Consider the following 23,551-nt stretch of genomic DNA (forward strand, 5'->3'; position numbering starts at 1 on the left):
GTGCGCGGGTGCACACGGCCCGAGGGCCGGACGGGACCGGGGCGCTTCGGTGCTCCGGGCCCTACTAGACTGATGACCCAACACCCGGCACAACCGCCGGGTGGTGACCCGAGGAGCCAACCTTGGCTGCTGAGCTGCACGTCGAGCTGGTCGCCGCGGACCGCAATGTCTGGTCCGGCGAGGCCACCCTGGTGGTCGCGCGCACCGCGTCCGGCGACATCGGCGTCATGCCCGGTCACCAGCCGCTGCTGGGTGTGCTGGAATCGGGCCCGGTGACCATCCGTACGACTGAGGGTTCGACCGTCGTCGCCGCCGTTCACGGTGGCTTCATCTCCTTCGCCGACAACAAGCTGTCGCTGCTGGCGGAGATCGCCGAGCTGGCGGACGAGATCGACGTCAAGCGCGCCGAGCGCGCGCTGGAGCGTGCGAAGTCCGACACCGACGCGGCCGCCGAGCGCCGCGCCGACGTCAGGCTGCGTGCGGTGGCGGCCGGCTAGGTCCTCCCCGGACCTGGCGACAGCCGCCGATCAGGTTTTTCCCTCAGCCGCGGGCGTTCCGGAGCTTCTCCGGAGCGTGCCGCGGCTGAGGCGATGCAGGTGCACGTGGTATTCGGTTTACGGGACGATGCGAGGAGGTCGGTGGAGATGTTCCTCGCTCTTCTTGTGAGCGGCCTGGTCGTCCTACTGGTGGTGGTCGCGCTCTTGGTGTTCGGTCTGCGCAGGCGGCTGATCCAGCGCTCCGGCGGCACCTTCGACTGCAGTCTGCGCTGGAACGTCCCCGAGAAGGGCGACCCGTCGAGCAAGGGCTGGGTCTACGGCGTGGCCCGCTACAACGGCGACCGCATCGAGTGGTTCCGCGTCTTCTCCTACGCGCCCCGCCCCCGCCGGACCCTGGAGCGTTCCTCGATCGAGGTGCTGGCGCGCCGGATCCCGGACAGCGAGGAGGAGCTGGCCCTGCTGTCCGACTCCGTGGTCCTCGGCGCCCTGCACCGCGGCACCCGCCTGGAGCTCGCGATGAGCGAGGACGCGCTGACCGGCTTCCTCGCCTGGCTGGAGGCGGCCCCGCCGGGCCAGCGGGTCAATGTGGCGTGAGGCCGGTGCCGGGACGGCCGGCGGGGCGTGAACCGGATGTGAGGAAGCCCGGGCGGGGAGGACCCCGCCCGGGCTTCTCGCGTGTGTACGGCCGTGTTATCCGAGGCCGCTGTTGATCGCGCTCACCAGCTCACCGTTGGTGGTGTCGCCGCTGAACTCCCAGAAGAACGCTCCGCCGAGGTTCTGGTTCTTCGCCCACGTCATCTTGGAGCCGATGGTGGCCGGGGTGTCGTAGCTCCACCAGTTGGTGCCGCAGTGCGCGTAGGCGGTGCCGGCGACGGTCCCGGTGGCGGGGCAGCTGTTCCTGAGGACCTTGTAGTCCTCGATGCCCTGCTCGTAGGTGCCGGGCGCCGGGCCGGTCGCGGTGCCGCCCGGGGCGGCCTGGGTGACGCCCGTCCAGCCGCGGCCGTAGAAGCCGATGCCGAGCAGGAGCTTCTTCGCGGGGACGCCCTTGGCCTTGAACTTGGCGATCGCGTCCGCCGAGTTGAAGCCGGCCTGCGGGATGCCCGCGTAGCTGTTCAGCGGCGAGTGCGGGGCCGTCGGTCCCTGGGCGGCCCAGGCGCCGAAGAAGTCGTACGTCATCACGTTGTACCAGTCGATGTACTGGGCGGCGCCGCCGTAGTCGGCCGCGTCGATCTTGCCGCCGTCGGAGCCGTCGGCCGTGGTGGCCGCGGTGACCAGGTTGTTCGCGCCGAACTTGGCGCGCATCGCCTGCATCATGTTCTTGAAGGACGCCGGACCGCTGGTGTCGCAGGTCAGGCCGCAGGCGTTCGGGTACTCCCAGTCCAGGTCGATGCCGTCGAAGACGTCGGCCCAGCGCGGGTCCTCGACCAGGTCGTAGCAGGACTGGGCGAAGGCGGTCGGGTTCTGCACGGCCTGGCCGAAGCCGCCGGACCAGGTCCAGCCGCCGAAGGACCAGAGGATCTTGATGTGCGGGTACTGGGCCTTCAGCTTGCGGAGCTGGTTGAAGTTGCCGCGCAGCGGCTGGTCCCAGGTGTCGGCGACGCCGTCGACGGACTGGTCGGCGGTGTACGCCCTCTCGTAGTCCGCGTAGCCGTCGCCGATCGTGCACTTGCCGCCCTGGACGTTGCCGAAGGCGTAGTTGATGTGCGTGATCTTCGCCGCCGAGCCGGAGGTCACCAGGTTCTTGACGTGGTAGTTGCGCCCGTAGACGCCCCAGTTGGTGAAGTAGCCCAGCTTGACCTTGTCGCCGGTCGGGGGCTCGCCGCCGCCACCGCCGGTGGTGCGCACCGAGACCGAGGCGCTGACCGGACCGGTCTGGTCGGCGGTGTCACGGGCCTGGACGGCGTAGGAGTAGTCCGTGCCGGCGGTCAGACCGTTGTCGGTGTACGCGGTGCCGGTGACGGTGGCGACCTTCGCCCCGTCGCGCAGCACGTCGTAGTTCTTGACGCCCTTGTCGTCGGTGGCCGCGCCCCAGCTCAGACGTACCGAGGTGTCGGTGACGTTCGAGGTGGTCAGGGCGCCCGGGGCGGTGGGCGGGGTGTCGCCGGGGACGGAGCCGCCGTCGCAGGAGGCGCCGTTGAGCTTGCAGCCGGTGGGGGAGCCGGTGCCGGAGCCGTTGAAGCCGAAGGAGACGGAGGCGCCGGGGGAGAGGGTGCCGTTCCAGCCGACGTTCTTCGCGGTCCAGTGGTTGCCGGAACTGGTGACGGTGGCGTCCCAGGCGGAGGTGACCCTGGTGCCGGCGGGGAAGTCCCACTCGACGGTCCAGGAGCTGATGGCGGTGGTGCCGGTGTTCTTCACCGTCCACTTGCCCTCGAAGCCCGAGCCCCAGTCGGAGGACTTCGTGTAGGTGGCGGTGGCGGAGGTGGCGGCCTCGGCGGGGGTGGCGAGACCCACCAGCGCGGCGAGGGGGAGCAGCAGTGCGGTGAGTCCCGCGGTCGCCCGAGATCTGAGGCGACGTCTCGCGTGGGGGATGTCTGTGGCCTGAGTGCTCAAGGAATCTCCTCGAGTCGTGTGCGGACAGTTCGGGTTGGTCCGTGCACACCGCTGCGTGGCTCACCGCAGCGTGCTCGGCGAGAGTAGGGTGGTCTGGACCACTCGTCAATAGGTCCAGACCAACGTCGGAGCTCTCGGTACGAAGCCGCTCAGATCCCCAACTCCTGCGCCAATACCGCCGCTTGCACCCTGCTGCGCAGTTCGAGCTTGCCGAGCAGCCTGCTGACGTGGGTCTTCACCGTCGCCTCCGCCATCGTCAGCCGCTCCGCGATCTCCGCGTTCGACATGCCCCGCCCCAGGCACGACAGCACCTCGCGCTCCCGCCGGGTCAGCACGTCGACGACCGACGGATCGGGCGCGGCCCGGCCCGGGCGCGGCGCGGCGAACTCCGCGATGAGGCGGCGGGTGACGGCCGGCGCGATGGTCCCCTCGCCCCGCGCCACCGTGCGCACCGCCTCGATCAGCGCCCCGGCCTCCGTGTTCTTCAGGAGGAAGCCCGCGGCGCCCGCCCGCAGCGCCCCGAAGACGTACGCGTCGAGGTCGAACGTCGTCAGCACCAGGACGTCCGCGAGTCCCCGGGAGACCACCTCGCGGGTCGCCGACACCCCGTCCAGCTTGGGCATCTGCACGTCCATCAGGACCAGGTCCGGCCGCAGTTCGCCCGCCAGGCGCACCGCCTCCTCGCCGTCCGCGGCCTCGCCCACCACCTCGATGTCCGGCGCGCTGCCGAGGATCAGCACCAGCCCGGCGCGCACCGCGCTCTGGTCCTCGGCGACCAGCACCCTCACCCGGGGGGCCGCGGTCGTGTCCGTCATGCCGGGAACTCCTTGTCGTCGACGACCAGGGGCAGGGTCGCCCGCACCCTCCAGATCCTGCGCGGCCCGCCCTGCGGCCCCTCGGCGGGGCCCGCCCCGAACTCGCCGCCCAGCAGGGCGACCCGCTCCTCCATGCCCACCAGGCCGGCTCCCGAACCGGGCGCGCGGGGCCCGTGACGTCGTCCGAACGGGCTGGTCACGTCGACGGAGAGCACCCGGCCCGCATCGTCCGGCGCCACGCTCACCCGCACCTCGCCGGCCTCCGCGTGCTTGAGGGCGTTGGTCAGCGACTCCTGCACGATGCGGTAGGCGGCGAGCTCCACCGGAGCGGGCAGGCCCGCCGGACCCTCGCGCACGCCGCGCAGCACGAAGGTCAGCCCGCTGGCCGCCCCGTTCGTCCGCGCCTGGTCCACCAGGGCCTCCAGCCCGGCGAGGGTCGGCGCGGCCGCGGGCTCCGTGTCGCCGCCCCCGGTGTCCCGCAGCAGCCCGATGAGCCGGCGCATCTCGGCCAGACCGGCGACGCTGTTCTCCCGGATCACCCCGAGTGCCCGGCGGGTGGTCTCCTCGTCGTCCAGGGACAGTGCCGCCGTGGAGTGGATGGCGATCGCCGACAGGTGGTTCGCCACCATGTCGTGCAGCTCGCGGGCCATCCGCGCCCGCTCGGCGACGACCGCCTGCGCCCGGTCCATCTCGGCGAGCAGGGCGGTCTGCTCGGCGCGCAGCCGTGCCGCGTCCGCCGCCTCGCGGTGGTTGCGCACGATGGCGCCGGTGGTGGAGGGGCCGAACGAGACGAGACCGGCGACCACGCCGATCAGCAGCGCGCCGGGGTTGCGCAGCCAGGCCAGGAAGGCGATCGTCACCGCGATGGTGAGCATCCCCGTGATCACCGGGATGCGGCGGGACGCCCCCGGCGAGCCGTAGAGCACGGCCGCGTAGAAGAGGTCGGCGTACATCAGCACCGTGGCGAGGCTGCCCGGGGTGAACAGGTCGAAGAGCATCACCGCGGTGCCGGCCAGCAGGGCGGTCCGCGGCATCGTGCGGCGCAGCAGCTCCAGGGCGGACATGGCGGCCAGCGGGGGCAGGGCCGCCCAGCCGGGCAGGGGCGCCTGGTAGCCGTTGGTGTGGAGGCCGAACGACCAGAGCACCAGGCCGCCGAGCAGACCGGTGACCGCGATGAGGACGTCGTCGCGGTGGGGGCGGGGCAGGGTCACCGTCCCATCAAACACGCAGCGGCCCGCCCGGTGCCTCACCGTGCGGTCGGAGGCGCCACTACATCGAAGGATGCAGCACCACTTCGTCACTCGCGACGACGACCGTGCGGCCCCGGGCGGCCACGCTGGAAGCGTACGAGAGGAGAGCCGCCGTGATCGTCACGCTGATCATCGTCTGCGAGATCGGGTTCTGGGTGCTGCTGGCCGCCGGACTCGCCGTCCGCTACCTGCTGCGGATGCCCCGGACCGGAGCCGCCCTGCTGCTGTGCGAGCCGCTGCTGGAGGTGGTGCTGCTCGTGGTCACGGCGATCGATCTGAAGAACGGGGCCGACCCGAGCTGGCGGCACGGACTCGCGGCGCTGTACATCGGCTACACCGCCGGCCACGGCCACCGGACCGTGAAGTGGCTCGACGGCCACGCCGCCCACCGCTTCGGCGGTGCGCCGCCGCCCCCGAAGCCGCCCCGGTACGGCATGGCCCGCGCCCGGCACGAGGGCCGTGTCTGGCTCGGCACGGTGACCGCGGCGGCCGTCGCCAGCGGCCTGTTGCTGGCCGCCATGTGGTACGTGGACGACCCCTCGCGCACCGGCTCGCTGGAGAGCTGGATGCACGCCGCCTGGCGGGCCGCCGGCATCCACGGGCTGATCGCGCTCAGCTACGCGGTGTTCCCGAAGAAGGGCTCCGGCTCCGGCCCGGCGCCGGAGCGCGAGCCGGTACGCGTCGAACGCTGAGCCCCCGGGGGGCGGACCGTCGCGGTGCGCGGCCGCGGCCTGGAGAGCCCCGGCTCCCCGCCCGACGGCCGGGACGCACCGTCCCGGGGCCGGCGACCGGCCCCGGGACCGTTGTTCAGCGCTCGCCGCCCGGCACCCACAGCACGTCGCCGACCGCCTTGTTGGCGGTCCTCGCCAGGATGAACAGCAGGTCGGACAGGCGGTTGAGGTAGGTGGCGGTCAGCGCGTTCATCGTCTCGCCGTGCACCTCCAGCGCCGCCCAGGTCGACCGCTCGGCCCTGCGGACCACGGTGCACGCCTGGTGCAGCAGGGCCGCACCCGGGGTGCCGCCGGGCAGGATGAAGCTGCGCAGCTTCTCCAGCTCCTCCAGGAAGCGGTCGCAGTCGGCCTCCAGCTTGTCGACGTAGGACTGCTCGACCCGCAGCGGCGGGTACTCCGGGTCGGGGACCACGGGGGTCGACAGGTCGGCGCCGACGTCGAACAGGTCGTTCTGCACCCGGACGAGGACCTTCACGACCTCCTCGTCCAGCGCCCCGAGGGCGATCGCCGTGCCGATGACGGCGTTGGCCTCGTTGGCGTCGGCGTACGCCGAGATGCGCAGGTCCGTCTTGGCGGTGCGGCTCATGTCGCCGAGGGCGGTGGTGCCCTGGTCGCCGGTGCGGGTGTAGATGCGTGTCAGGTTGACCATGCGGCCAGCGTAGTGACGCCGCGGCCCCGCGGAACACCCGTGTGCCCGCCGTCACGGGGACGGCGGCCGGCGCGCCCCGCGGCCGTCGCCCGCACGCCGTCGCCCCGCCGGCGGGCGGCGGAACGGCACGGCGTGCGACCGCGCGCCCGGCCGGCCGCGGCGGGCGCGAAGGCACCCGGCTCGGCCGTCCGTGGCGCCCGGCCGTCCGGCCGGAGTGTGATGTCCGCCATGTGGGACGTGACGCGCGTCTCTTGGCGGTCACAGGGCCCCTCACGGGCGCTAACCTCCGGCAGAGAGCGCACATGTAAACAGTTGTTAAGGGGTGCAGCAGTGGCCAGGAAGCTCGCCGTCATCGGGTCCGGACTCATGGGCTCCGGCATCGCACAGGTCTCGGCCCAGGCCGGCTGGGACGTCGTGCTGCGCGATGTGACCGACGAGGCCCTGACCCGCGGCCGCGACGGCATCAAGGCGTCGTACGACCGGTTCGTCGCCAAGGGCAGACTCGAAGCGGGCGACGCCGAGGCGGCGTTGGGCCGCATCACCACGACGACCGACCTGGACGCCGTGGCCGACGCCGACATCGTCGTCGAGGCAGTCTTCGAGAAGCTCGAGGTCAAGCACGAGATCTTCCGGACGCTCGACAAGCTCGTCCGCCCGGACGCCGTCCTCGCCTCCAACACCTCCGCCATCCCGATCACCAAGATCGCGGCGGTCACGGAGCGCCCGGAGCGGGTCGTCGGCACCCACTTCTTCTCGCCGGTCCCGATGATGCAGCTGTGCGAACTGGTCCGCGGCTACAAGACCAGCGACGAAACCCTCGCCACCGCGCGGGAGTTCGCCGAATCCGTCGGCAAGACCTGCATCGTCGTCAACCGCGACGTCGCCGGTTTCGTCACCACCCGGCTGATCTCCGCCCTCGTCGTCGAGGCGGCGAAGCTGTACGAGTCGGGCGTCGCCACCGCCGAGGACATCGACATCGCCTGCAAGCTCGGCTTCGGGCACGCCATGGGGCCGCTGGCCACCGCCGACCTGACCGGCGTCGACATCCTGCTGCACGCCTCGAGCAACATCTACACCGAGTCGCAGGACGAGAAGTTCGCACCGCCGGAGCTGATGCGCCGGATGGTGGACGCCGGTGACATCGGCCGCAAGAGCGGGCAGGGCTTCTACAAGCACTGACGCGAATCGACCGATTCGATATCGCCCGTGAGGGTGAATTCGGTATCGGTTCGCTTACAGGCAGCAACCCCACCGCATGTACGGCAGTCAGTTGTTGCAAGACGGGGTACCGACGACACGGGGCAGATCACACTTTCTCTCGGGGAGCGCATATGCACATCAGGGGCGACCACGCCGAACTGGTCGTCGGGGGCCGCCTCGACGTCCGCAGCGCGGCGGACGCCCGTACGGTCCTGCACTCGGCGGTCGACGACGGCGTGGGCGACCTGGTGCTGGACCTGACGCACCTCGACTCCTGGGACGCCACCGGGCTCGGGGTCATCATGGGCGCGCACCGCAGAGCCGGCCGCTGCGGCCGCCGGCTGGTGCTGCGCGGCGTGCCGCCGCAGATGCAGCGGCTGCTCGTCGCCACCAGGCTGCACCGCATCCTGGCGATCGAGGGCGGCATCGCGGCCGAATCGCTTCCGCGCGTCTGACACCCCGCCCCGCCGGCTCCCTGCCGGCGGCGGGGCCGGCGGGAGCGGGGCGTCCGTCCGCGGCGCGGTCTCCGGGCGGTGCCGGGGTGCGGCGGGGTCTCCGGGCGGTGCCGGGGTGCGGCGGACGACGGTCGGAAAGCACGGCGTACCGGGCCGCCACGGGACCTTCGCGGTACGAGCGGCACCAGCGGCGCGAACGGTACGAGGAGGGCAAACCTCCCAAGACCGTGACGTCCCCGGCGGTGCGGGAACCCACTGTTCCGCGATCCCCGAACAGCGTCTAGGGTTCGATCGCCCGCCCTTGTGCAGGACCCGTCAGGCGGGCACCGGACCGAAGCGACGGCGAGCGTGCCCGGAGGCCGGAGGGCGACGAACGCGCCGGCTGCGGCCCCGGGATCCGAGTGATCCCGGCGGAGCGAGGCCGGGCAACCGCATGTGGGGACATTCACCATGGACAATGACAGCTTCGGCGACTCGGCCGGACACGGGCGGCCGCCGCGCGACGCCATGAAGCAGGCCGTGCCGTCCGCCCCGGCGCCCGTGCGCACGGTCCAGCTGGTCTCCGGCGACTATCTGCTCACCGTCAACCCCGTCGACGGCAGCGAGATCGAGCTCTGCCCGCCGGGCGACGTCCCCGGCCGCCCCGTCCGGCACACCGCCGCCGAGCGCGCCGAGGCGGCCCGCGCCGCCCAGCCGCCCGTCCCCGCCGGGCCCGCGGCGCCGCGGCTGTCGCTGCTGGAGCGGGACGAGCCGCGCGCCCGCCTCGTCCGGCTGCTCGGGCAGGGCCGCTCGGTCCGCCTCACCGGCCCGGCCGGCTCCGGACGCACCGCGCTCCTCGACGCCGTCGCCGAGGAGTGCGCCCGGATCGCCCCCGACGGCGTCGTCCGTCTCAACGGCCTCCACCGCACCCCCGGCGAACTCCTCCAGGAACTCTTCGCCGCGGTGTTCTCCGTCCCCGGACAGCGCCTCGACCGGATCGCCCTCGCCGGCTTCGTCCGGGACATCGGCGCCGTCGTCGTCCTCGACGACCTGGAGTTCGGCGGCGCCGCGCTCGACGAACTCCTCGACGCCGCGCCGGAATGCGCCTTCCTGCTCGCGGCCACCCCCGAGGTGGCCGTCCCCTCCGCCGACTCGCCGCTGGAGGAGGTCGTCCTCGACGGACTCGGCCGGGCCACCGCGCTCGACCTGCTGTCCCGGGTCGTGGGCCGTCCGCTGACCGAGGAGGAGTCCAACTGGGCGGGGGACCTCTGGTTCGAGTCCGAGGGGCTGCCGCTGCGCTTCGTCCAGGCCGGGGCGCTGCTGCGCCAGTGCGACGACCTGCGCGGGGACCCGGAGGCGTTCGAGGAGTTCGCCCCCTTCGACGCCGCGCAGGGCAGGGACGTGCCGCTGCCGACGCTGGGGGAGGGGGCCGCGCCCGCCCCGCTGCTCGCGTCCCGTCTCGGCGAGTCCGCCCGGGCGACGCTCCGCTTCGCCGTCGCGCTCGGCGGCGAGGTGCCCCACCAGGCGCACCTGCCCGCCCTCATCGGCGACACCCACGCCGACGCGGCGCTCGGCGAGCTGATGTCCTGCGGCCTGCTCTCGCCCGCCGGACCGCGCTACCGCCTCGCCGCCGGAGTCCTCGCCCAGCTGCGCGAGAAGGGGTACGACGAGGACGCCACCCGCCACGCCCACACCGCGGCCCAGCACTACACCTGGTGGGCCGGGCACCCGTCGGTCACGCCCGCGCGGGCCGTCGCCGAGGCCGACGCCCTGCTGGCCTCGCTCGCCGCCCTGGTGCCCGCCGGTGACGCCGGGCACGCCAGCGCGGCCGTGCTGCTCGCCCGCAGCGCCGCGCCCGCCTTCGCGGCCGGACGGCACTGGGGCGCCTGGGAGCGGACCCTGCGGATCGGCTCGGAGGCCGCCCGGATCGCGGGCGAGGTCGCCGAAGACGCCTACTTCCACCACGAGTTGGGCGTCCTCGCGCTCTGCACGGGCAATCCGGACCGGGCGCGCGCGGAGCTGGAGGCCTCCATAGGCATGCGCGGGGCCCTCGCCGACAGGAACGGCACGGTCGCGGGGCGCCGTGCGCTGGCGCTCGTCGAGGACCGCACCCAGGGACTCGCGCCGAAGCCCGAGACACCGGCCGCCCGCCCGGAGGGGCCGCAGTCGCCGCCCCGCGGGGTCCCGCTCGCGCTTCCGGCGGGGGCGGCCGCCGGGGCCGCCACCGCCAGGCTGCCGCGGACACCGGCCGAGGACACGCCGCCGGTGACGGGCCCCCTCGCCGCGAGGACCCCCGGCCGCGGACCCGCACGCCTCCCCGGTCTCCTCGGCGGAGCACGCCGCAATCTGGTCGCCGTGGGCACGGGGGCCGTCCTGGCGGCCGTTCTCGGTACCGTCGTCACGCTGGGTGCGACCTCCGGCTCGGACGAGGAGACGCCGGCCGAAGGCGTACGGAACGGCCAGCAGACGGACGACGGAGCCGACGACTGGGGCACGGACGAGCCCGTGCCGGCCGGCGAGCCCTCGGGCACCTCCGACGGCAGGAACACCGCGAAGCCGTCGCCCTCGGCGCCGGGATCGACGGGCACCCCGTCCGCGGGCACGACGGCCCCGGGGCCGCAGCCCTCGACGAGCTCGTCCCGGCCGGGCACCGGGCCGTCGCGCACGACGGCCCCGCCGACGTCGAAGCCGACGACGCCGAAGCCCACCCCGACGCGCACCACGCCGACCCCGACGGCGTCGTCCTCGCCGTCGGCGGGCAACCCGACGGATCCGCCGTCGTCGCCCAGCCCGTCGGGCGGACAGACCTCCTCGGGCGGCTCGCCCACCACCCCGCTCGACCCCTCCTGACGGCTCGCCCCGAGACACGGAACCGCGCGGCCGGTGACGGACGCGCGGTTCGCGGAGGCGTGCCCCGCCGCGCCACGGGCGCGGCGGGGAGGCGGGTCAGAAGAGGCGGAGCTTGTCGTCCTCGATGCCGCGCAGCGCGTCGTAGTCGAGCACGACGCAGCCGATGCCGCGATCCGTGGCCAGCACCCGCGCCTGCGGCTTGATCTCCTGGGCCGCGAACACGCCCTTGACCGGCGCCAGATGCGGATCGCGGTTGAGCAGTTCCAGGTAGCGGGTCAGCTGCTCGACGCCGTCGATCTCGCCGCGCCGCTTGATCTCGACCGCGACCGTGGCGCCGTCCGCGTCGCGGCACAGGATGTCGACCGGGCCGATGGCCGTCGGGTACTCGCGCCGGATGAGGCTGTAACCCGCTCCCAGTGTCTCGATCCGGTCGGCCAGCAGCTCCTGGAGGTGCGCTTCCACGCCGTCCTTGATGAGGCCGGGATCGACGCCCAGTTCGTGGGAGGAGTCGTGCAGGACCTCTTCCATCGTGATGATCAGTTTCTCGCCCGCTTTGTTCACGACGGTCCACACGCCGTCGTCGCCCTCCTTCAGCGCGCAGGGCGGCGACATCCAGTTCAGTGGTTTGTACGCCCTGTCGTCGGCGTGGATGGACACACTGCCGTCGGCCTTGACCAGGATCAATCGGGGGGCGGACGGCAGATGGGCGGTGAGCCGGCCCGCGTAGTCCACGGAGCAGCGGGCGATGACGAGGCGCATGGTCGGCAACGCTACTCGACTGCCGCCCCGGCGCGCGATTCGCCCCGGAAGCCCCCTTCTTATTTGGCCGGTTGTGTTCCCAATCTCCTGGTGCGACCAAGACAGCGCACTTACCGTGGAAGCGGGAGGTCGCCGGTCGTGCACGCTGCGTCGTCTTACGTCTTTCGTATGTCGTCGTTTCGCCTGCTGTCTCCCTCCATGCCCGTAAGACCCCTTTTACGGGGTCGCGAGAGGAGAACCCATGTCGCTCGACGTCTCACCGGCTCTGTTGGAACAGGCCGAGCGAGGCGAGGTCGACGAAGCAGCCTTCGTCGACTGCGTCCGGACCTCCCTGCCCTTCGCATGGGAGATGATCAGCTCGCTGGTGGCTCAGCTGAAGGTTGACGGCGGGGAGTTCGCCGACAACCAGACGCCTCCGCCCAACGAGCAGGCACGTGGTCAGCTGCTGCGCGCACTCGCGAGTGACGCGATTCGCGGTGCGCTCCAGCGGCACTTCGGTGTGCGTCTGGCATTCCAGAACTGCCACCGCGTCGCGGTGTTCCCGCTGGACCCGTCGGCGGACGAGCGGCTCGCCCGCTTCACCTCCGTCCGGGGCCAGCTCCTCAACCAGTCGCCCGAACTGCGCGACTGCTGAGGTCTGTTCCGTACTCCGCGGCGGGGCAGTGCACGGTGTCAGGTGCACAGGTCCTCCCCGGGCCGGCGACGGTCCGGGGACGTGTCGCACGCCGGACGGGGCCCGCGAGCCCCCCACGGTCCGCACGGCGGCCCCGGCCGTCGTGGGACCGCTCCCGGGCGCCACACCCGTGCGGTGGCACGCCCTCGTACGGTTCCCGGCCGGGGCGACGGGCCCGGCCGGGCGCCACGGTGCACGGCTCACACGAGCCGGGGCAGCACCTCGGCTCCGAGCCGCCGTACGTTCTCCTCGGTGGCGGCGAGGTCGCCGGACCCCTCCGCGAGCAGGGCGAAGCGGGTGATCCCGGTCCGCTCCGCGGTCGCCGCGAGCCGGTCCGCCGCCAGACGCGGTGTGCCCACGGCGTGCAGCGAGCAGAGCATCTCCGTGTAGGCGACGGGGTCGCGCATCGCGCGGTGCCGGCCGTCCACGGTGACATGGGCGTCGAGCCCCTGCTTCAGCCATCCCGGCATGGCCTTGACCAGTGTCTCCCTCGCCTCGGCGGTGCCGTCGGCGATCTGGACCACCCCGGCCGAGACGTGTCCCGCGCCGGCCACCTCCTCCGGCGGACGGCCCGCCGCGAGCGCGTGGCGGCGCCAGAGGGCGACCATCGCGGCCTTGTCCTCGTCGCCGCAGTGCATGCCCAGCAGCATCGGAAGCCCTCGCTCCGCGGCGAGTTCCACGCTTTTCGGGGAGGTGCAGGCGACCACGACCTCCGGGCCCGTGCCGGAGCCCCCGATGAGTTCGCAGGGGCGCGGGACGACCTCGACCTCCCGGAAGGCGTACCGCTCGCCGTCCGCCCCGACACGCGGCTCGCGCAACCAGCGCAGCAGCAGATCGAGCGATTCCGGGAACCCGTGTTCGTACGCGCCGAGACCGGACCCGAACACCTCCAGATCCACCCATGGGCCCCCGCGTCCGACCCCGAGGACGAATCTGCCGCCCGAGGTCAGATGGAGCAGGGCGGCCTGCTCGCCGAGCGCCACCGGGTGCGCGCTCGGCAGCACGCTCACCGCCGTGCCGACCCGGATCCGGCGGGTGCGGCCGAGCAGCAGCGCCGCCAGCGTCACGGCGGACGGACAGATGCCGTACGGGACGAAGTGGTGTTCCGCCAGCCAGACGGAGTCCAGTCCGGCCTCCTCGGCCACCTCCGCGGACCGCACCGCGCGGTGCAGTGTCTCCCCCTGCCCCTGACCGGGGAACTGAGCCGCCAGTACGAAAGTGCCAACGCGCATTGCCTGTTGCCTCCTTGCGGCCGACGCGTCTCCCCCCTCACGGGCATCAACGCCTGACACGTGCCAAAGGCACGGCCGGACGGGAAATTGTTGCGATTTTCCGCTAACCGGCGCCGCCGGGCGGGCCGCCGGGGGGCCGGAGCCGACGGGTGCCCCCGATCCGGGCGCTTACGCTGGAGGGCGACCGCCGGCCCGACAGACGTGAGGTGAACCGTGTCCCCGCGCCGCAACCGCCCCCGTGGCGGCGACAGCCCGACCGACCGAGGCGACGAGGCCGGCAACCGGTACGGCGGCTTCGGGCGCAGCGAGTCCTGGCAGGGCGACGACTGGTCCGTGCGGCACGTCGCCGGCGCGAGCGCGGCGGGCAAGACGTACCGCTGCCCCGGCTGCGACCAGGAGATCCCGTCCGGCCTCCCGCACGTGGTGGCCTGGCCCGAGCACGGGGGCGTCGACGACCGGCGCCACTGGCACAAGGCCTGCTGGAACGCGAAGGACCGCCGCACCACCAAGGTGCAGCGGTCCCGGAACGCCCCGCGTCACTGACCGCGCGGCGAGCCGCGCGGGGCGTCCTCAGACGTCGCGGCCGTTCATCACCGCGAAGGCGCCGCCGAGCGAGACGACGGCCAGGCCCAGCATGATCCCGACCGGCGTCCAGCCCAACGGGCCCGACGATCCGGCCGAGGCGGCCTCGCCGTAGATGCCGATGAGCTGACTCGGGATCGCGTACTCCAGCAGGAACTCCTGGAGGTCCGCGAGGTTCTCGGAGAACATGAACATCGCGGCGACCAGCGGCATCAGGATGACGCCGATCATCGTGGTGATCGCGCCCGCCGAGTGCCGGATCATGCCGCCCACGCCGAGCGAGACCAGTCCGAGCGCCGCGACGAACAGGCCGACGCCGACCGTGGCGCGCAGCCACTCGTCGCCGTTCGGCTCCGCGGCGTCCACGATCGAGTGCTGCGCCAGGGCGACCAGGCCGGCGACCACGGTGGTGATCACGAACACCAGCAGGAAGAAGACGAGCGCCTTCGCCGCCAGCACCCGGCCCCGGCTGGGGCAGGCCGTCAGCGTCGTCCGGATCATCCCGGTGCCGTACTCGGAGGCGATGGTCAGCACGCCGAGGGTCACCACGCAGATCGAACCCGGCAGCAGGCCGAAGAAGCCGAGTGCCAGGGCGGACTCCTCACCCATCTCGGCGGCGTCGCCCGCCGAGGAGATGAGCGCGGCGACACCGAGGCCGATGCCGATCATGAGCAGGATCATCACGCCGAGCGTCCACATCGTGGAGCGCACCGACCGGATCTTGGTCCACTCGGAGGCGAGGGCGTCGCCGAGGTGCGCGCCGCGGACCGGGATCGGCGAGGCGTACGAGGGGGCGCCCGGCTGCTGGTAGGAGGTGGTCATCGGGCGTCCTCGGGCTTGGTCAGGTCGGCGGACGGAGCGGCGGGCGGCGCCGCCGGTGCCGCCGGGGGAGCGGTCGGAGCGGTGGGGGGCACCGCGGGCGCCTGCGGCGCCGCAGGCTGCGCGTACGGGTTCTGGCCGGGCGCCGGCGGGGCGTACCACCCCTGCTGGGGCACCTCGGGGATCTGCTGGGGCGGCACGTGGCCCATGGGCGGCTGCTGCATCAGCCCCGCCTTCTGGTCGTTCGTGGAGCGGTAGTCGACGGCGCCCTGCGTCATCCGCATGTACGCCTCCTCCAGCGACGCCTGGTGCGGGGACAGCTCCCACAGCCGTACCCCGGCGTCGTGCGCCACGTCGCTGATGCGCGGCAGGACGAGGCCCGTGATCCGCAGGGCCCCGTCGGGCTCGGGCATGACCTGCCCGCCGGCCTCGGTGAGCGCCGCGGACAGCTTCTCGCGCTGCTGCGGCTCGGTCTCCGGGGTGCGCACCCGCGCGAAGCCGGCCGAGTTGTGGGCGATGAAGTCCTTGACGCTCATGTCGGCCATGAGCTGGCCGCGGCCGATGACGATCAGGTGGTCCGCGGTGAGCGCCATCTCGCTCATGAGGTGCGAGGAGACGAAGACGGTGCGGCCCTCGGCGGCCAGCTGCTTCATCAGGTTGCGCACCCAGAGGATGCCCTCGGGGTCGAGACCGTTGACCGGCTCGTCGAACAGCAGCACCTGCGGGTCGCCGAGCAGCGCGGCGGCGATGCCCAGGCGCTGCCCCATGCCGAGCGAGAAGCCGCCGGAGCGCCGCTTGGCGACGTCCTGGAGGCCGACGACGCCGAGCACCTCGTCGACCCGCCGCGCGGGGATGCCGGACAGCTGGGCGAGCGACAGCAGGTGGTTGCGGGCGCTGCGGCCGCCGTGGACGGCCTTGGCGTCGAGCAGCGCGCCGACCTGCCGGGGGGCGTTCGGCAGCTGCCGGTACGGCCGGCCGCTGATGGTCACCTGGCCCGAGGTCGGACGGTCCAGACCGAGGATCATCCTCATGGTCGTGGACTTGCCCGCGCCGTTGGGTCCGAGGAAGCCGGTCACGGCGCCCGGCCGCACCTGGAAGGAAAGGTTGTACACGGCCGTCTTGGCGCCGTAGCGCTTCGTCAGGCCGACTGCCTCGATCATTTAGCAGCCCCATCGACTGTCGGGTCGTCGGGGCCCTGGCCGTGCTGCCGTACGCCCCCGTAAGAGTTAGGAGGATATCCGGGCCTTGACGGTTCCAGCCAAGACGTGTGCCCGGATCCGCGCGTTCCGCGGGCCTCAGGCGTCGCGCTTCTTCAGGACCAGGTACCCGCCGACGAGGGAGGCGGCCACCCACAGGAGCATGATGCCCAGCCCGCCCCAGGGGCCGTACGGCGCCTCGTCGGTGTTCAGGGCGTTCGGCACCACCTGCATGATCTTGGCGCCCGCCTGGTCGGGGAAGTAGAGCGCCACGTCCTTGGCGCCGGGGACGGCGCTGAGGATCTGCGAGACCAGGAAGAAGAACGGCATCAGGATGCCGAGCGACAGCATCGAGCTGCGCAGCATGGCCGCGACGCCCATCGAGAAGACCGCGATCAGGCCCATGTACAGGCCGCCGCCGAAGACGGCGCGCAGTACGTTCTCGTCGCCGATGGTCGTACGGTGCTCGCCGAGCAGTGCCTGGCCGGCGAAGAAGGTCAGAAAGCTGGTGATCATGCCGACCACCAGGGCCAGCAGACCGGCCACCGCGATCTTGCTGAACAGGAAGGTGGCGCGCTGCGGCACGGCGGCGAGCGAGGTGCGGATCATTCCGGAGCTGTACTCGGTGCCGACGACGAGGACGCCGAAGACGACCATGGCGAGCTGGCCGAGAATCATCCCCGAGAAGCTGATCAGCGTCGGGTCGAAGGTGAGCCGCTCGGCCTCGTTGAGGTCGTCGAAGGTCGAGTTCATCAGGGCGCTCAGCGCCGCGCCCATGGCCAGCGTCACGGCGAACGCGCAGATCAGCGTCCAGGTCGTCGACGAGACCGTGCGGATCTTCGTCCACTCGGAGGTGAGGACGGCGGGTACGGATGCCATGGGTCAGGCTCCCTCGTTGCGCGGGGCCCACTGCGGGGCGGCGGGACCGGCGGGCGGGGGTGCGCCGGGGAGGTCGCGGGTGGAGTGCGCGTGGTACTCCACGGCGCTCGCGGTCATCTGCATGAAGGCCTCTTCGAGCGAGGCGCGCTGGGCGCTCAGCTCGTGCAGCGTGATCCGGTGCTCGGCGGCCAGCTCGCCGAGTGCCTCGGTCGTGGCGCCGTCGATCTCCAGGGTGCCGTTGCCGGACTCGACCGCGACCATGCCGGCGCCGTGCAGCACGTCGAGCAGGCGTTCGCGCTGCGGTGTCCGCAGCCGCACATAACTCCGGGAGTTCTTCTGAATGAAATCGGCCATCGACGTGTCGGCGAGCAGCTTCCCCTGCCCGATGACGATCAAGTGGTCGGCGGTCAGGGCCATTTCGCTCATCAGATGGGACGATACGAAGATCGTGCGCCCTTCCTGTGCGAGGGCTTTCATCAGATTGCGGATCCAGTGAATTCCCTCGGGGTCGAGACCGTTCACCGGCTCGTCGAACATGAGGATCTCGGGGTCCCCGAGCAGCGCCGAGGCGATTCCCAGACGTTGGCCCATACCAAGGGAGAATCCCTTGGACTTCTTCTTCGCCACCGCCGTCAGACCGACAACGTCGAGCACCTCCGCGACCCTGCGCGCGGGGATGCGGTTCGCCTGGGCGAGGCAGAGGAGGTTGTTGTACGCGCTGCGGCCGCCGTGCATGGCCTTGGCGTCGAGCAGCGCGCCGATGTACTTGAGCGGCTCGTCGAGCTCCCGGTAGTGCCTGCCGTCGATCCGGACCGTCCCCCGCGTCGGGTTGTCCAGATCCAGCATCATGCGCATCGTGGTCGACTTGCCCGCCCCGTTGGGACCGAGGAATCCGGTCACCACCCCCGGGCGCACCGTGAAGGAGAGGTTGTCGACCGCGACCTTCTTGCCGAAATGTTTGGTGAGACCCTCGAGCTCGATCATGCGTTCACGCTACGGGGGCGGCCTGGGCCGCGCCACCGGGTTCGCCCAACGGGACACGACGATCCGGCGTCGTCCCGGTGGTCCGCTCGCCAACGTGCCGCCGCACGCGGCCCGGTGAGGCCGGCCGCCCCGCGGCGGCCTGTGTGCGGCCGGGGTGAGGGCCGCGGACCCCCTTGCCCGGCGCCTCGGGAGGCGCCGGGCACGGGGTGTGCGCGGACGGTGCGGTGGGCGGGCGCCGGAGGGCCGGGCCGCAGGGCCCGGCTCCGGTGTCCGCCCGGCACCCCCGAGGGGGCGCGGGCCGCGTCAGCGGGACTGCTGCGCCGGGACGCCGCGGGAGATCGGCTCGTCGTCCGCCGGGGTGCCGGCCGCGGCCACGGCCGCACCGGTCAGCGTGGCCAGCATCTCGCGGACGTTGGTCAGCTGGGCGTTGATCGAGTCGCGGCGGTTGGTGAGCGCCGCCAGCTCGCGCTCCGATTCGCTGCGGATCCGGTCGGCCTTGGCGTTCGCGTCGGCGACGATGTCCTCGGCCTGGCGCTGGGCGGTCTCCACCGTCTGGCGGGCACGGCGCTCCGCGTCCGTCCGCAGCTTCTCCGCCTCCAGGCGGAGCTGCTCGGCGCGGTGCTCGATCTCCGCCAGCCGCTTCTCCGCCTTGGCCTGACGCGAGGCGAGGTCGCGCTCCGACTGCTCCCGGCGCTTGGCCAGGTTGGTCTCGAAGTCCGCGGCGGCCTGGGCGGCCTTGGCGCGGGTCTCCTCGAAGAGGGCGTCCGCCTCCTCGCGCTTGGACTGTGCGTCCTTCTGCGCGTCGCTGCGCAGCGTCTGCGCCTCGCCCTGGGCCTTCTCGACGATCCGGACGCCCTCGTCCTCGGCCTTGGCCTTGCGGTCGGCGGCGAACGACTCGGCGTCGTTGCGCACCTGCTGGGCGGCGGACTCGGCGAGCTCCCGGTGCTGCTCGGCGGCGCGGCGGGCCTCCTCGCGCAGGTCCTTCGCCTCCTCCTCGGCGAGGCGGAGGATCTTCTCGACACGCGCGCCGAGACCGGCGTACGACGGCTCGGCGTCGTTGACCTGGGCCTGGGCGTTCTGCGTTTCGAGGTGGAGCTCCTCGATGCGCTTTTCCAGAGAGGTGATTCGGGTCAGAGCACTATCACGGTCGGCGACGAGTTTGGTAATGCGGTCGTCCACCTGACCGCGGTCGTAACCACGCCGCACGAGCTCGAAGCCGAAGGGGGAGGAAGTGTCGCTCATGGGGTTCCTGTCGAAAGAGACCGGTGAGGTGTTAGAGGGAATCCTAGGGGCCGAAGCGGCGTGTCACCGAGCGGATGCCGGTTTGATCTGGAGAATGTCCAGCCTTTCGGGTGGCTAGCCGTCGGACGACTTGCCACTCGAACGAGTGCCCCCCGCCGCCGCTCCCGCCTTGACGCCCCCCGCGCCCGAGCCGCCCTGGGCCTTGCCCCCCGTCGGAGCCTCGAAGGACTCCAACGCCTCCAACACGTCCTGGACACGTGAGATCTCCGCCTGGATGTCCTCGCGGCGCCGGACCAGCACGTCGAGCTCCCGCCTGCCCTCCGCGATCATCTGCTCGGCCTCCTGCTCGGCCTCCGCCTTGACGCGCTCGGCCTCGCGGATCAGCTCCGCCTTCTTGGCCCCGGCCTCCTTCAGGAGTGCCTCCGCCTTCTTCACGGCGGCGATCCGCACCTTGCTCGCCTCCGAACCGGCCTCCGAGACCAGCTCCTTGGCCTTGGCCTCCGCCTCGGCGCGCTGCTCCTCGGCTGCCTTGACCAGATGGTCGACCCGCTCGCCGGCGGTCTTCATCTGCTCGGCCGTCTCGCGCCGTGCCCGCGTGTGCAGTTCCTCGATCTCGGCGTCGACCCGGGCCCGCAGCTCCTCGCCGCGCTCCCTTATGGCGGTCGCGTCCCGGCGCGCCCCGACCAGCAGCTCGTCGGCGTCCGTCCGGGCCTTCTCCACCAGGGAGTTGCCCTCCACGGTGGACTCGGCGACCAGCCGCTCGGCCTCCTTGCGGGCCGCGCCCACCATGGTGTCCGCCTGCTCCTCGGCCCGGGTCGCGGCGCGCAGCGCCTCCTCCTGGGCCTTCGCCATCAACTGGTCGGCCTGCTCGGCCGCGTCGGCACGGCGCTTGGCCGCCGCCTCGCGCGCCTCGTCCAGCAGCCGGTCCGCCTCGGCGCGGGCGTCGGCGCGCATCTGCTCGGCGGCGGACTCGCCCTCCGCCTTGACCCGGCGCGCGTCGGCGGCGATGCGCTCGGCCGCCTGCTGCGCCGACCCGACGGTCTCCGACGCCTCCGCGCGCAGCCGCTCGGCCTCGCCGGCCGCCTCGGCGACCAGCTGGTCGGCCTGGGCGGCCGCGTCCGCACGCCGCTTGTCCGCGGCCTGGCGTGCCTCGTCCAGCACCTGCTCCCGGTCGGCCCGGACCGCGGCGCGCAACTGCTCGACCTCGGCCTCGCCGTCCGCCTTGATCTGCTCGGCCTCGGTGAGCAGCCGGGTGGTCTCCGCGTCCGCCGTGGACCGCAGTTCGGCCGCCTCGGCGTGCAGCCGCTCCGACTCCCGGGTCGCCTCGGCGATCAGCGCGTCCGCCTGCGAGGCCGCCTCCGAGCGGATCCGGTTGGCGTCGTCACGGGCCTCGGCACGGGTGCGCGAGGCGTCCTGCTCGGCCCCCGCCACCGCGTCCGACGCCTCGGTGCGCATCCGCTGGGCGTACTCCGCGGTGTCGGCCCGCAGCCGGTCCGCCTCGGCGACGGCCTCCGCCGTCGTGCGCTCGGCGAGCGCCTTCGCGGCCTCCGTCTCCACCTGCGCGCGCTCGCGCAGCCGGGAGGCGTCCTCGGCGGCACGCTCCCGCTCGGCGTAGGCGTCGGCGCGGACCCGGTCCGCCTCCTCCTGCGCCTCGTCCCGGGTGCGCTCGGCGGCGTGCTCGGCCGCGCTGCGCAGGCCGGTGATCTCCTGCTCGGCCTGCTCCTGGAGGCCGCTCACGGAGTCGCGGACCTGCTGCGCGGTCTGCTCGGCGGCGGCGACCATCTCGGTGGCCCGGCGGTCCGCCTCCTCCACGAGCCGCTGCGCCTCGGCCTGCGCCTCCTCGACCCGCTTGCGGGCGGACGCCAGCAGCTCCTCGCTCTGCTCCCGGGCCCGCTCGCGCTCCTCGCCGGCCTCGGCCCGCGCCGAATCGAGGGTCTCCTCCGCGGTCCTGCGGCGCCGGGCGGCCTCCTCCTGCGCGGCGGCGAGCGCCTCGGCGGCCTCGGTCCCCACGCGTTCCGCGGCGGCGGCGGCCTCGGCCCGCACCCGGTCGGCGGTCTCCTGCGCCTCGGTCTTCAGCCGCTCGGCCTCGGTCGCGGCGTCGCTGTGCAGCCGGACGGCCAGCGCCTCGGCCTCCGCGCGGGAGGCGGACGCGTCGGCGGCGGCCTCCGTGCGCAGCCGGTCGGCCTCCTGCTCGGCCTGCTCCTGGAGCGTGCGCAGCCGCTCGGCGGCCTCCGTGCGCAGCCGCTCGGTCTCCTCCGCGGCCTCGCGGCGGATCCGCTCGCCCTCGGCCCGCGCCTCGGCCAGGTTCTCCTCGGCCGACGCCAGGCGGTTCTCGGCCTCGCTGTGCAGCCGGGTCAGCTCGCCGGCCGCCTCCTCGTGCCGCTGGGCGACCGCCCGCTCGGTCTCCGCGCGCAGGTCGCCCGCCGCGGTCTCGGCGGCCGAGCGCACCGCGTCGGCCTGCTCCTCGGCCTCGGCCCGCAGCCGGTCGGCCTCGGCGCGGGTGCGCTCCAGGGTCTCCTCGGCCTGCTTGCGCAGCGTGGTGGCCCGCTCGATGGCCTCGGTGCGCACCTTCTCGCTGTCACCGGCGGCCTTGGCCCGCAGCTCGTCCGCGTCGGTGCGGGCCTTGGTGAGCAGTTCCTCGGCGGTCCTGGCCGCCTCCTCGATCTGCTGGACGGCCTCGCGCCGGGCCTCGCCCCGGATCCGTTCGCCCTCGGCGACCGCCTCGGCCCGCAGCTGCTCGGCCTCGCCGCGCAGCCTGCGGGCCTCCTCCTGGAGCTCGACCGTCTTGGCGCGGTACTCCTTGGTGTCGTCCTTGGCGGCGCCCTTGAGCTGGTCGGCCTGCTCGGCGGCCTCGCCGCGCAGCCGGTCCGCCTCGGCCTCGGCCTCCCGCCGGATGCGTTCCGCCTCCTCGCCGGCGGCCCTGGTGGTGGCCTTGGCGTCCTCGGACGCCTTGGTCAGCACCTCCTCGGCGGTCCGGGCGGCCTTGGCGAGCTGGGCGGCGGAGTCCTCCGCCGCCGCCGTGCGCGCCTTCTCGCCCGCGGCGGCGACCAGCTTCTCCGACTCGGCGCGGGCGTCCGCGAGCGCCGCCTCGGCCTCCGTCTTGAGGGTCTCGGCCTCCTTGGTCGCCTCGGCGACCAGGCGGGCGATCTCCGCCTTGGCGGTGCGGGTGCGCGCCTCGTTGACCGACTCGGCCGACGCGAGCTGCTTGGCGGCCGACTCCTTCGCCTCCGAGACCAGCTTCTCCGCCTCGGACCGGGCCTCGCGGAGCCTGTCCTCGGCCTCCTGGAGGCGGGTTCCGGCGGTGCGGCTGAGCTCGGCGGCCTGCTGGCGGGCCTGGTCCGACTCGGCGGTCGTCGAGGAGCGCAGCTGCTCGGCGTGGGCGGTGGCCTCCTGGGCCTGGCTGGAGGCGGCGTTCAGCAGCCGCTCGGCGTCCTTGCGGGCGCGCAGCAGGAGGGCCTCGGCCTCGGCGCGGGCGGCCTCCGCCTCGCTGCCGAGCCGCCGGCGGCTCTCCTCGGCGACCCGGGCGGCCTCGGCGCGCGCCGCGGACAGGGCCTGCTCGGCCTCGGCGCGGGACTGGTCGATCAGGCGCTGGGCCTGGGACTCGGTGCGGGCGCGCAGCTGCTCGGCCCAGGCGACGTTCTCGTTGACGTGGGACTCGACGGTCTGGCGGCGTTCGGCCAGCTCCTGGTCGAGACGCTGGCGGCGCTGGACGGCCTCGGCGTGCAGCTCGGCCTGGAGACGCGCCTGGTGCTCGGCGTGCTCCTGGAGGATGCGCTGGGTCTGCGCGCGGGCCTCGCGCAGTTCGCGCTCGGCGTCCGAGCGGAGCTGGTCCGCCTGGATCTGCGCGTTCCGGAGCAACTGCTCGGCCTGGTAACCGAGATCGCCGGTGTCGTACGAGGGGCGGGAGGCGAGGTTGCGGCGTGCCTCGTGGAGCTTGGCACGCAATACCTCGACCTGGTAGCCGAGGTCCTCGGCATGCTGGACGGCCTTCTCCCGCTCGGTCTTCAGCCGTTCCATCTCGGCTTCGAACCGCGAGAGGTGGTCGTCGTCAGCTCGGTGGCTCTCCTGGCGTTCGTAGCCCCGCACTGCGCGGTCCCATCCGTCCCCTGGTCGCAACTGTCTCCAAACGAGCACCGTTCCCCGGCGAACGGCCCCCCGGGGAATGGTGACAGATCGACGACGGAGACGTGGCACGGCCCCGACCCGGCC

At 73.2% G+C, this 23,551-nt stretch carries 20 protein-coding genes; 8 read left to right on the forward strand and 12 right to left on the reverse strand.

What is annotated here, in order from left to right:
• Positions 1-122 precede the first annotated feature (122 nt).
• On the forward strand, positions 123-497 hold the full coding sequence (locus tag IAG43_RS21930; protein WP_187742402.1) for a F0F1 ATP synthase subunit epsilon: 375 nt from the start codon (positions 123-125) through the stop codon (positions 495-497).
• Between the two features lie 147 nt (positions 498-644).
• A complete protein-coding gene (locus tag IAG43_RS21935) occupies positions 645-1,091 on the forward strand; it encodes a DUF2550 domain-containing protein (protein ID WP_187742403.1) in 447 nt (148 codons plus the stop codon).
• A gap of 96 nt (positions 1,092-1,187) precedes the next feature.
• On the opposite strand, the gene IAG43_RS21940 is transcribed toward IAG43_RS21935, so the two are convergent.
• The 3 genes from IAG43_RS21940 to IAG43_RS21950 all read right to left on the reverse strand — a co-directional run bounded on the left by IAG43_RS21940 (position 1,188) and on the right by IAG43_RS21950 (position 5,073).
• Positions 1,188-3,047, reverse strand: a complete 1,860-nt coding sequence (locus tag IAG43_RS21940; protein ID WP_187742404.1) for a glycoside hydrolase family 18 chitinase — start codon at positions 3,045-3,047, stop codon at positions 1,188-1,190.
• A 149-nt stretch (positions 3,048-3,196) separates the two neighbouring features.
• A complete protein-coding gene (locus tag IAG43_RS21945; RefSeq protein ID WP_187742405.1) occupies positions 3,197-3,862 on the reverse strand; it encodes a response regulator in 666 nt (221 codons plus the stop codon).
• Positions 3,859-5,073, reverse strand: a complete 1,215-nt coding sequence (locus IAG43_RS21950) for a sensor histidine kinase (RefSeq protein ID WP_187742406.1) — start codon at positions 5,071-5,073, stop codon at positions 3,859-3,861. Before IAG43_RS21950 ends, IAG43_RS21945 begins: the two co-directional genes overlap by 4 nt.
• A 152-nt stretch (positions 5,074-5,225) precedes the next feature.
• Here IAG43_RS21950 and IAG43_RS21955 point away from each other — a divergent pair, with 152 nt between their 5' ends.
• Entirely contained in the window at positions 5,226-5,804 is a 579-nt protein-coding gene (locus IAG43_RS21955; RefSeq protein WP_187742407.1) for a hypothetical protein, read from the forward strand.
• 115 nt (positions 5,805-5,919) lie between these two features.
• On the opposite strand, the gene IAG43_RS21960 is transcribed toward IAG43_RS21955, so the two are convergent.
• Complete coding sequence (locus IAG43_RS21960) at positions 5,920-6,492, reverse strand: cob(I)yrinic acid a,c-diamide adenosyltransferase (protein WP_187742408.1); 573 nt, start codon at positions 6,490-6,492, stop codon at positions 5,920-5,922.
• 330 nt (positions 6,493-6,822) lie between these two features.
• Between IAG43_RS21960 and IAG43_RS21965 the strand changes: the two genes are divergently transcribed.
• The 3 genes from IAG43_RS21965 (at position 6,823) to IAG43_RS21975 (ending at position 10,976) form a co-directional block, all read left to right on the forward strand.
• On the forward strand, positions 6,823-7,671 hold the full coding sequence (locus IAG43_RS21965) for a 3-hydroxyacyl-CoA dehydrogenase family protein (protein ID WP_187742409.1): 849 nt from the start codon (positions 6,823-6,825) through the stop codon (positions 7,669-7,671).
• Between the two features lie 152 nt (positions 7,672-7,823).
• A complete protein-coding gene (locus IAG43_RS21970) occupies positions 7,824-8,147 on the forward strand; it encodes an STAS domain-containing protein (protein ID WP_147988162.1) in 324 nt (107 codons plus the stop codon).
• Between the two features lie 450 nt (positions 8,148-8,597).
• Positions 8,598-10,976 (forward strand): ATP-binding protein, encoded by a 2,379-nt coding sequence (locus tag IAG43_RS21975; protein WP_246574498.1) that lies wholly within the window; start codon positions 8,598-8,600, stop codon positions 10,974-10,976.
• A 96-nt stretch (positions 10,977-11,072) separates the two neighbouring features.
• Here IAG43_RS21975 and nucS read toward each other — a convergent pair whose 3' ends face one another.
• Entirely contained in the window at positions 11,073-11,735 is a 663-nt protein-coding gene (gene nucS, locus IAG43_RS21980) for an endonuclease NucS (RefSeq protein WP_187742410.1), read from the reverse strand.
• Between the two features lie 241 nt (positions 11,736-11,976).
• Here nucS and IAG43_RS21985 point away from each other — a divergent pair, with 241 nt between their 5' ends.
• Positions 11,977-12,369: an SCO5389 family protein gene (locus IAG43_RS21985; protein WP_187742411.1), complete on the forward strand. Its 393-nt coding sequence runs from the start codon at positions 11,977-11,979 to the stop codon at positions 12,367-12,369.
• Between the two features lie 239 nt (positions 12,370-12,608).
• Here IAG43_RS21985 and IAG43_RS21990 read toward each other — a convergent pair whose 3' ends face one another.
• Positions 12,609-13,640, reverse strand: a complete 1,032-nt coding sequence (locus IAG43_RS21990) for an LLM class flavin-dependent oxidoreductase (RefSeq protein WP_187742412.1) — start codon at positions 13,638-13,640, stop codon at positions 12,609-12,611.
• A gap of 213 nt (positions 13,641-13,853) precedes the next feature.
• Between IAG43_RS21990 and IAG43_RS21995 the strand changes: the two genes are divergently transcribed.
• Complete coding sequence (locus IAG43_RS21995; RefSeq protein ID WP_187742413.1) at positions 13,854-14,183, forward strand: ATP/GTP-binding protein; 330 nt, start codon at positions 13,854-13,856, stop codon at positions 14,181-14,183.
• 27 nt (positions 14,184-14,210) lie between these two features.
• Here the strand turns inward: IAG43_RS21995 and IAG43_RS22000 are convergent, their stop codons facing one another.
• The 6 genes from IAG43_RS22000 to scy form a co-directional block, all read right to left on the reverse strand.
• On the reverse strand, positions 14,211-15,044 hold the full coding sequence (locus IAG43_RS22000; RefSeq protein WP_187742414.1) for an ABC transporter permease: 834 nt from the start codon (positions 15,042-15,044) through the stop codon (positions 14,211-14,213).
• Entirely contained in the window at positions 15,041-16,201 is a 1,161-nt protein-coding gene (locus IAG43_RS22005; RefSeq protein WP_187742415.1) for an ABC transporter ATP-binding protein, read from the reverse strand. Before IAG43_RS22005 ends, IAG43_RS22000 begins: the two co-directional genes overlap by 4 nt.
• A gap of 135 nt (positions 16,202-16,336) precedes the next feature.
• Positions 16,337-17,116: an ABC transporter permease gene (locus IAG43_RS22010; protein WP_187742416.1), complete on the reverse strand. Its 780-nt coding sequence runs from the start codon at positions 17,114-17,116 to the stop codon at positions 16,337-16,339.
• 3 nt (positions 17,117-17,119) lie between these two features.
• The gene (locus IAG43_RS22015) at positions 17,120-18,100 is read right to left on the reverse strand and encodes an ABC transporter ATP-binding protein (protein WP_187742417.1); all 981 of its coding nucleotides are present in this window, start codon (positions 18,098-18,100) and stop codon (positions 17,120-17,122) included.
• Positions 18,101-18,403: 303 nt separating this feature from the next.
• Positions 18,404-19,342 carry a coiled-coil domain-containing protein gene (locus tag IAG43_RS22020; protein WP_187742418.1) on the reverse strand — a complete coding sequence of 313 codons (939 nt, stop codon included), beginning with the start codon at positions 19,340-19,342 and terminating at the stop codon, positions 18,404-18,406.
• 114 nt (positions 19,343-19,456) lie between these two features.
• On the reverse strand, positions 19,457-23,428 hold the full coding sequence (gene scy / locus IAG43_RS22025; RefSeq protein ID WP_187742419.1) for a polarized growth protein Scy: 3,972 nt from the start codon (positions 23,426-23,428) through the stop codon (positions 19,457-19,459).
• Positions 23,429-23,551 lie beyond the last annotated feature (123 nt).

The organism is Streptomyces genisteinicus, assembly GCF_014489615.1.
Lineage (GTDB): Bacteria > Actinomycetota > Actinomycetes > Streptomycetales > Streptomycetaceae > Streptomyces > Streptomyces genisteinicus.

Excerpts from the sequence above, each read along its gene's own strand:
- IAG43_RS21935 (WP_187742403.1), top strand. The coding sequence starts at position 645 with ATGTTCCTCGCTCTTCTTGTGAGCGGCCTGGTCGTCCTACTGGTGGTG.
- IAG43_RS21945 (WP_187742405.1), bottom strand. The coding sequence starts at position 3,862 with ATGACGGACACGACCGCGGCCCCCCGGGTGAGGGTGCTGGTCGCCGAG.
- IAG43_RS21960 (WP_187742408.1), bottom strand. The coding sequence starts at position 6,492 with ATGGTCAACCTGACACGCATCTACACCCGCACCGGCGACCAGGGCACC.
- IAG43_RS21970 (WP_147988162.1), top strand. The coding sequence starts at position 7,824 with ATGCACATCAGGGGCGACCACGCCGAACTGGTCGTCGGGGGCCGCCTC.
- IAG43_RS21975 (WP_246574498.1), top strand. The coding sequence starts at position 8,598 with ATGGACAATGACAGCTTCGGCGACTCGGCCGGACACGGGCGGCCGCCG.
- nucS (WP_187742410.1), bottom strand. The coding sequence starts at position 11,735 with ATGCGCCTCGTCATCGCCCGCTGCTCCGTGGACTACGCGGGCCGGCTC.
- IAG43_RS21985 (WP_187742411.1), top strand. The coding sequence starts at position 11,977 with ATGTCGCTCGACGTCTCACCGGCTCTGTTGGAACAGGCCGAGCGAGGC.
- IAG43_RS21990 (WP_187742412.1), bottom strand. The coding sequence starts at position 13,640 with ATGCGCGTTGGCACTTTCGTACTGGCGGCTCAGTTCCCCGGTCAGGGG.
- IAG43_RS22000 (WP_187742414.1), bottom strand. The coding sequence starts at position 15,044 with ATGACCACCTCCTACCAGCAGCCGGGCGCCCCCTCGTACGCCTCGCCG.
- IAG43_RS22005 (WP_187742415.1), bottom strand. The coding sequence starts at position 16,201 with ATGATCGAGGCAGTCGGCCTGACGAAGCGCTACGGCGCCAAGACGGCC.
- IAG43_RS22010 (WP_187742416.1), bottom strand. The coding sequence starts at position 17,116 with ATGGCATCCGTACCCGCCGTCCTCACCTCCGAGTGGACGAAGATCCGC.
- IAG43_RS22015 (WP_187742417.1), bottom strand. The coding sequence starts at position 18,100 with ATGATCGAGCTCGAGGGTCTCACCAAACATTTCGGCAAGAAGGTCGCG.
- IAG43_RS22020 (WP_187742418.1), bottom strand. The coding sequence starts at position 19,342 with ATGAGCGACACTTCCTCCCCCTTCGGCTTCGAGCTCGTGCGGCGTGGT.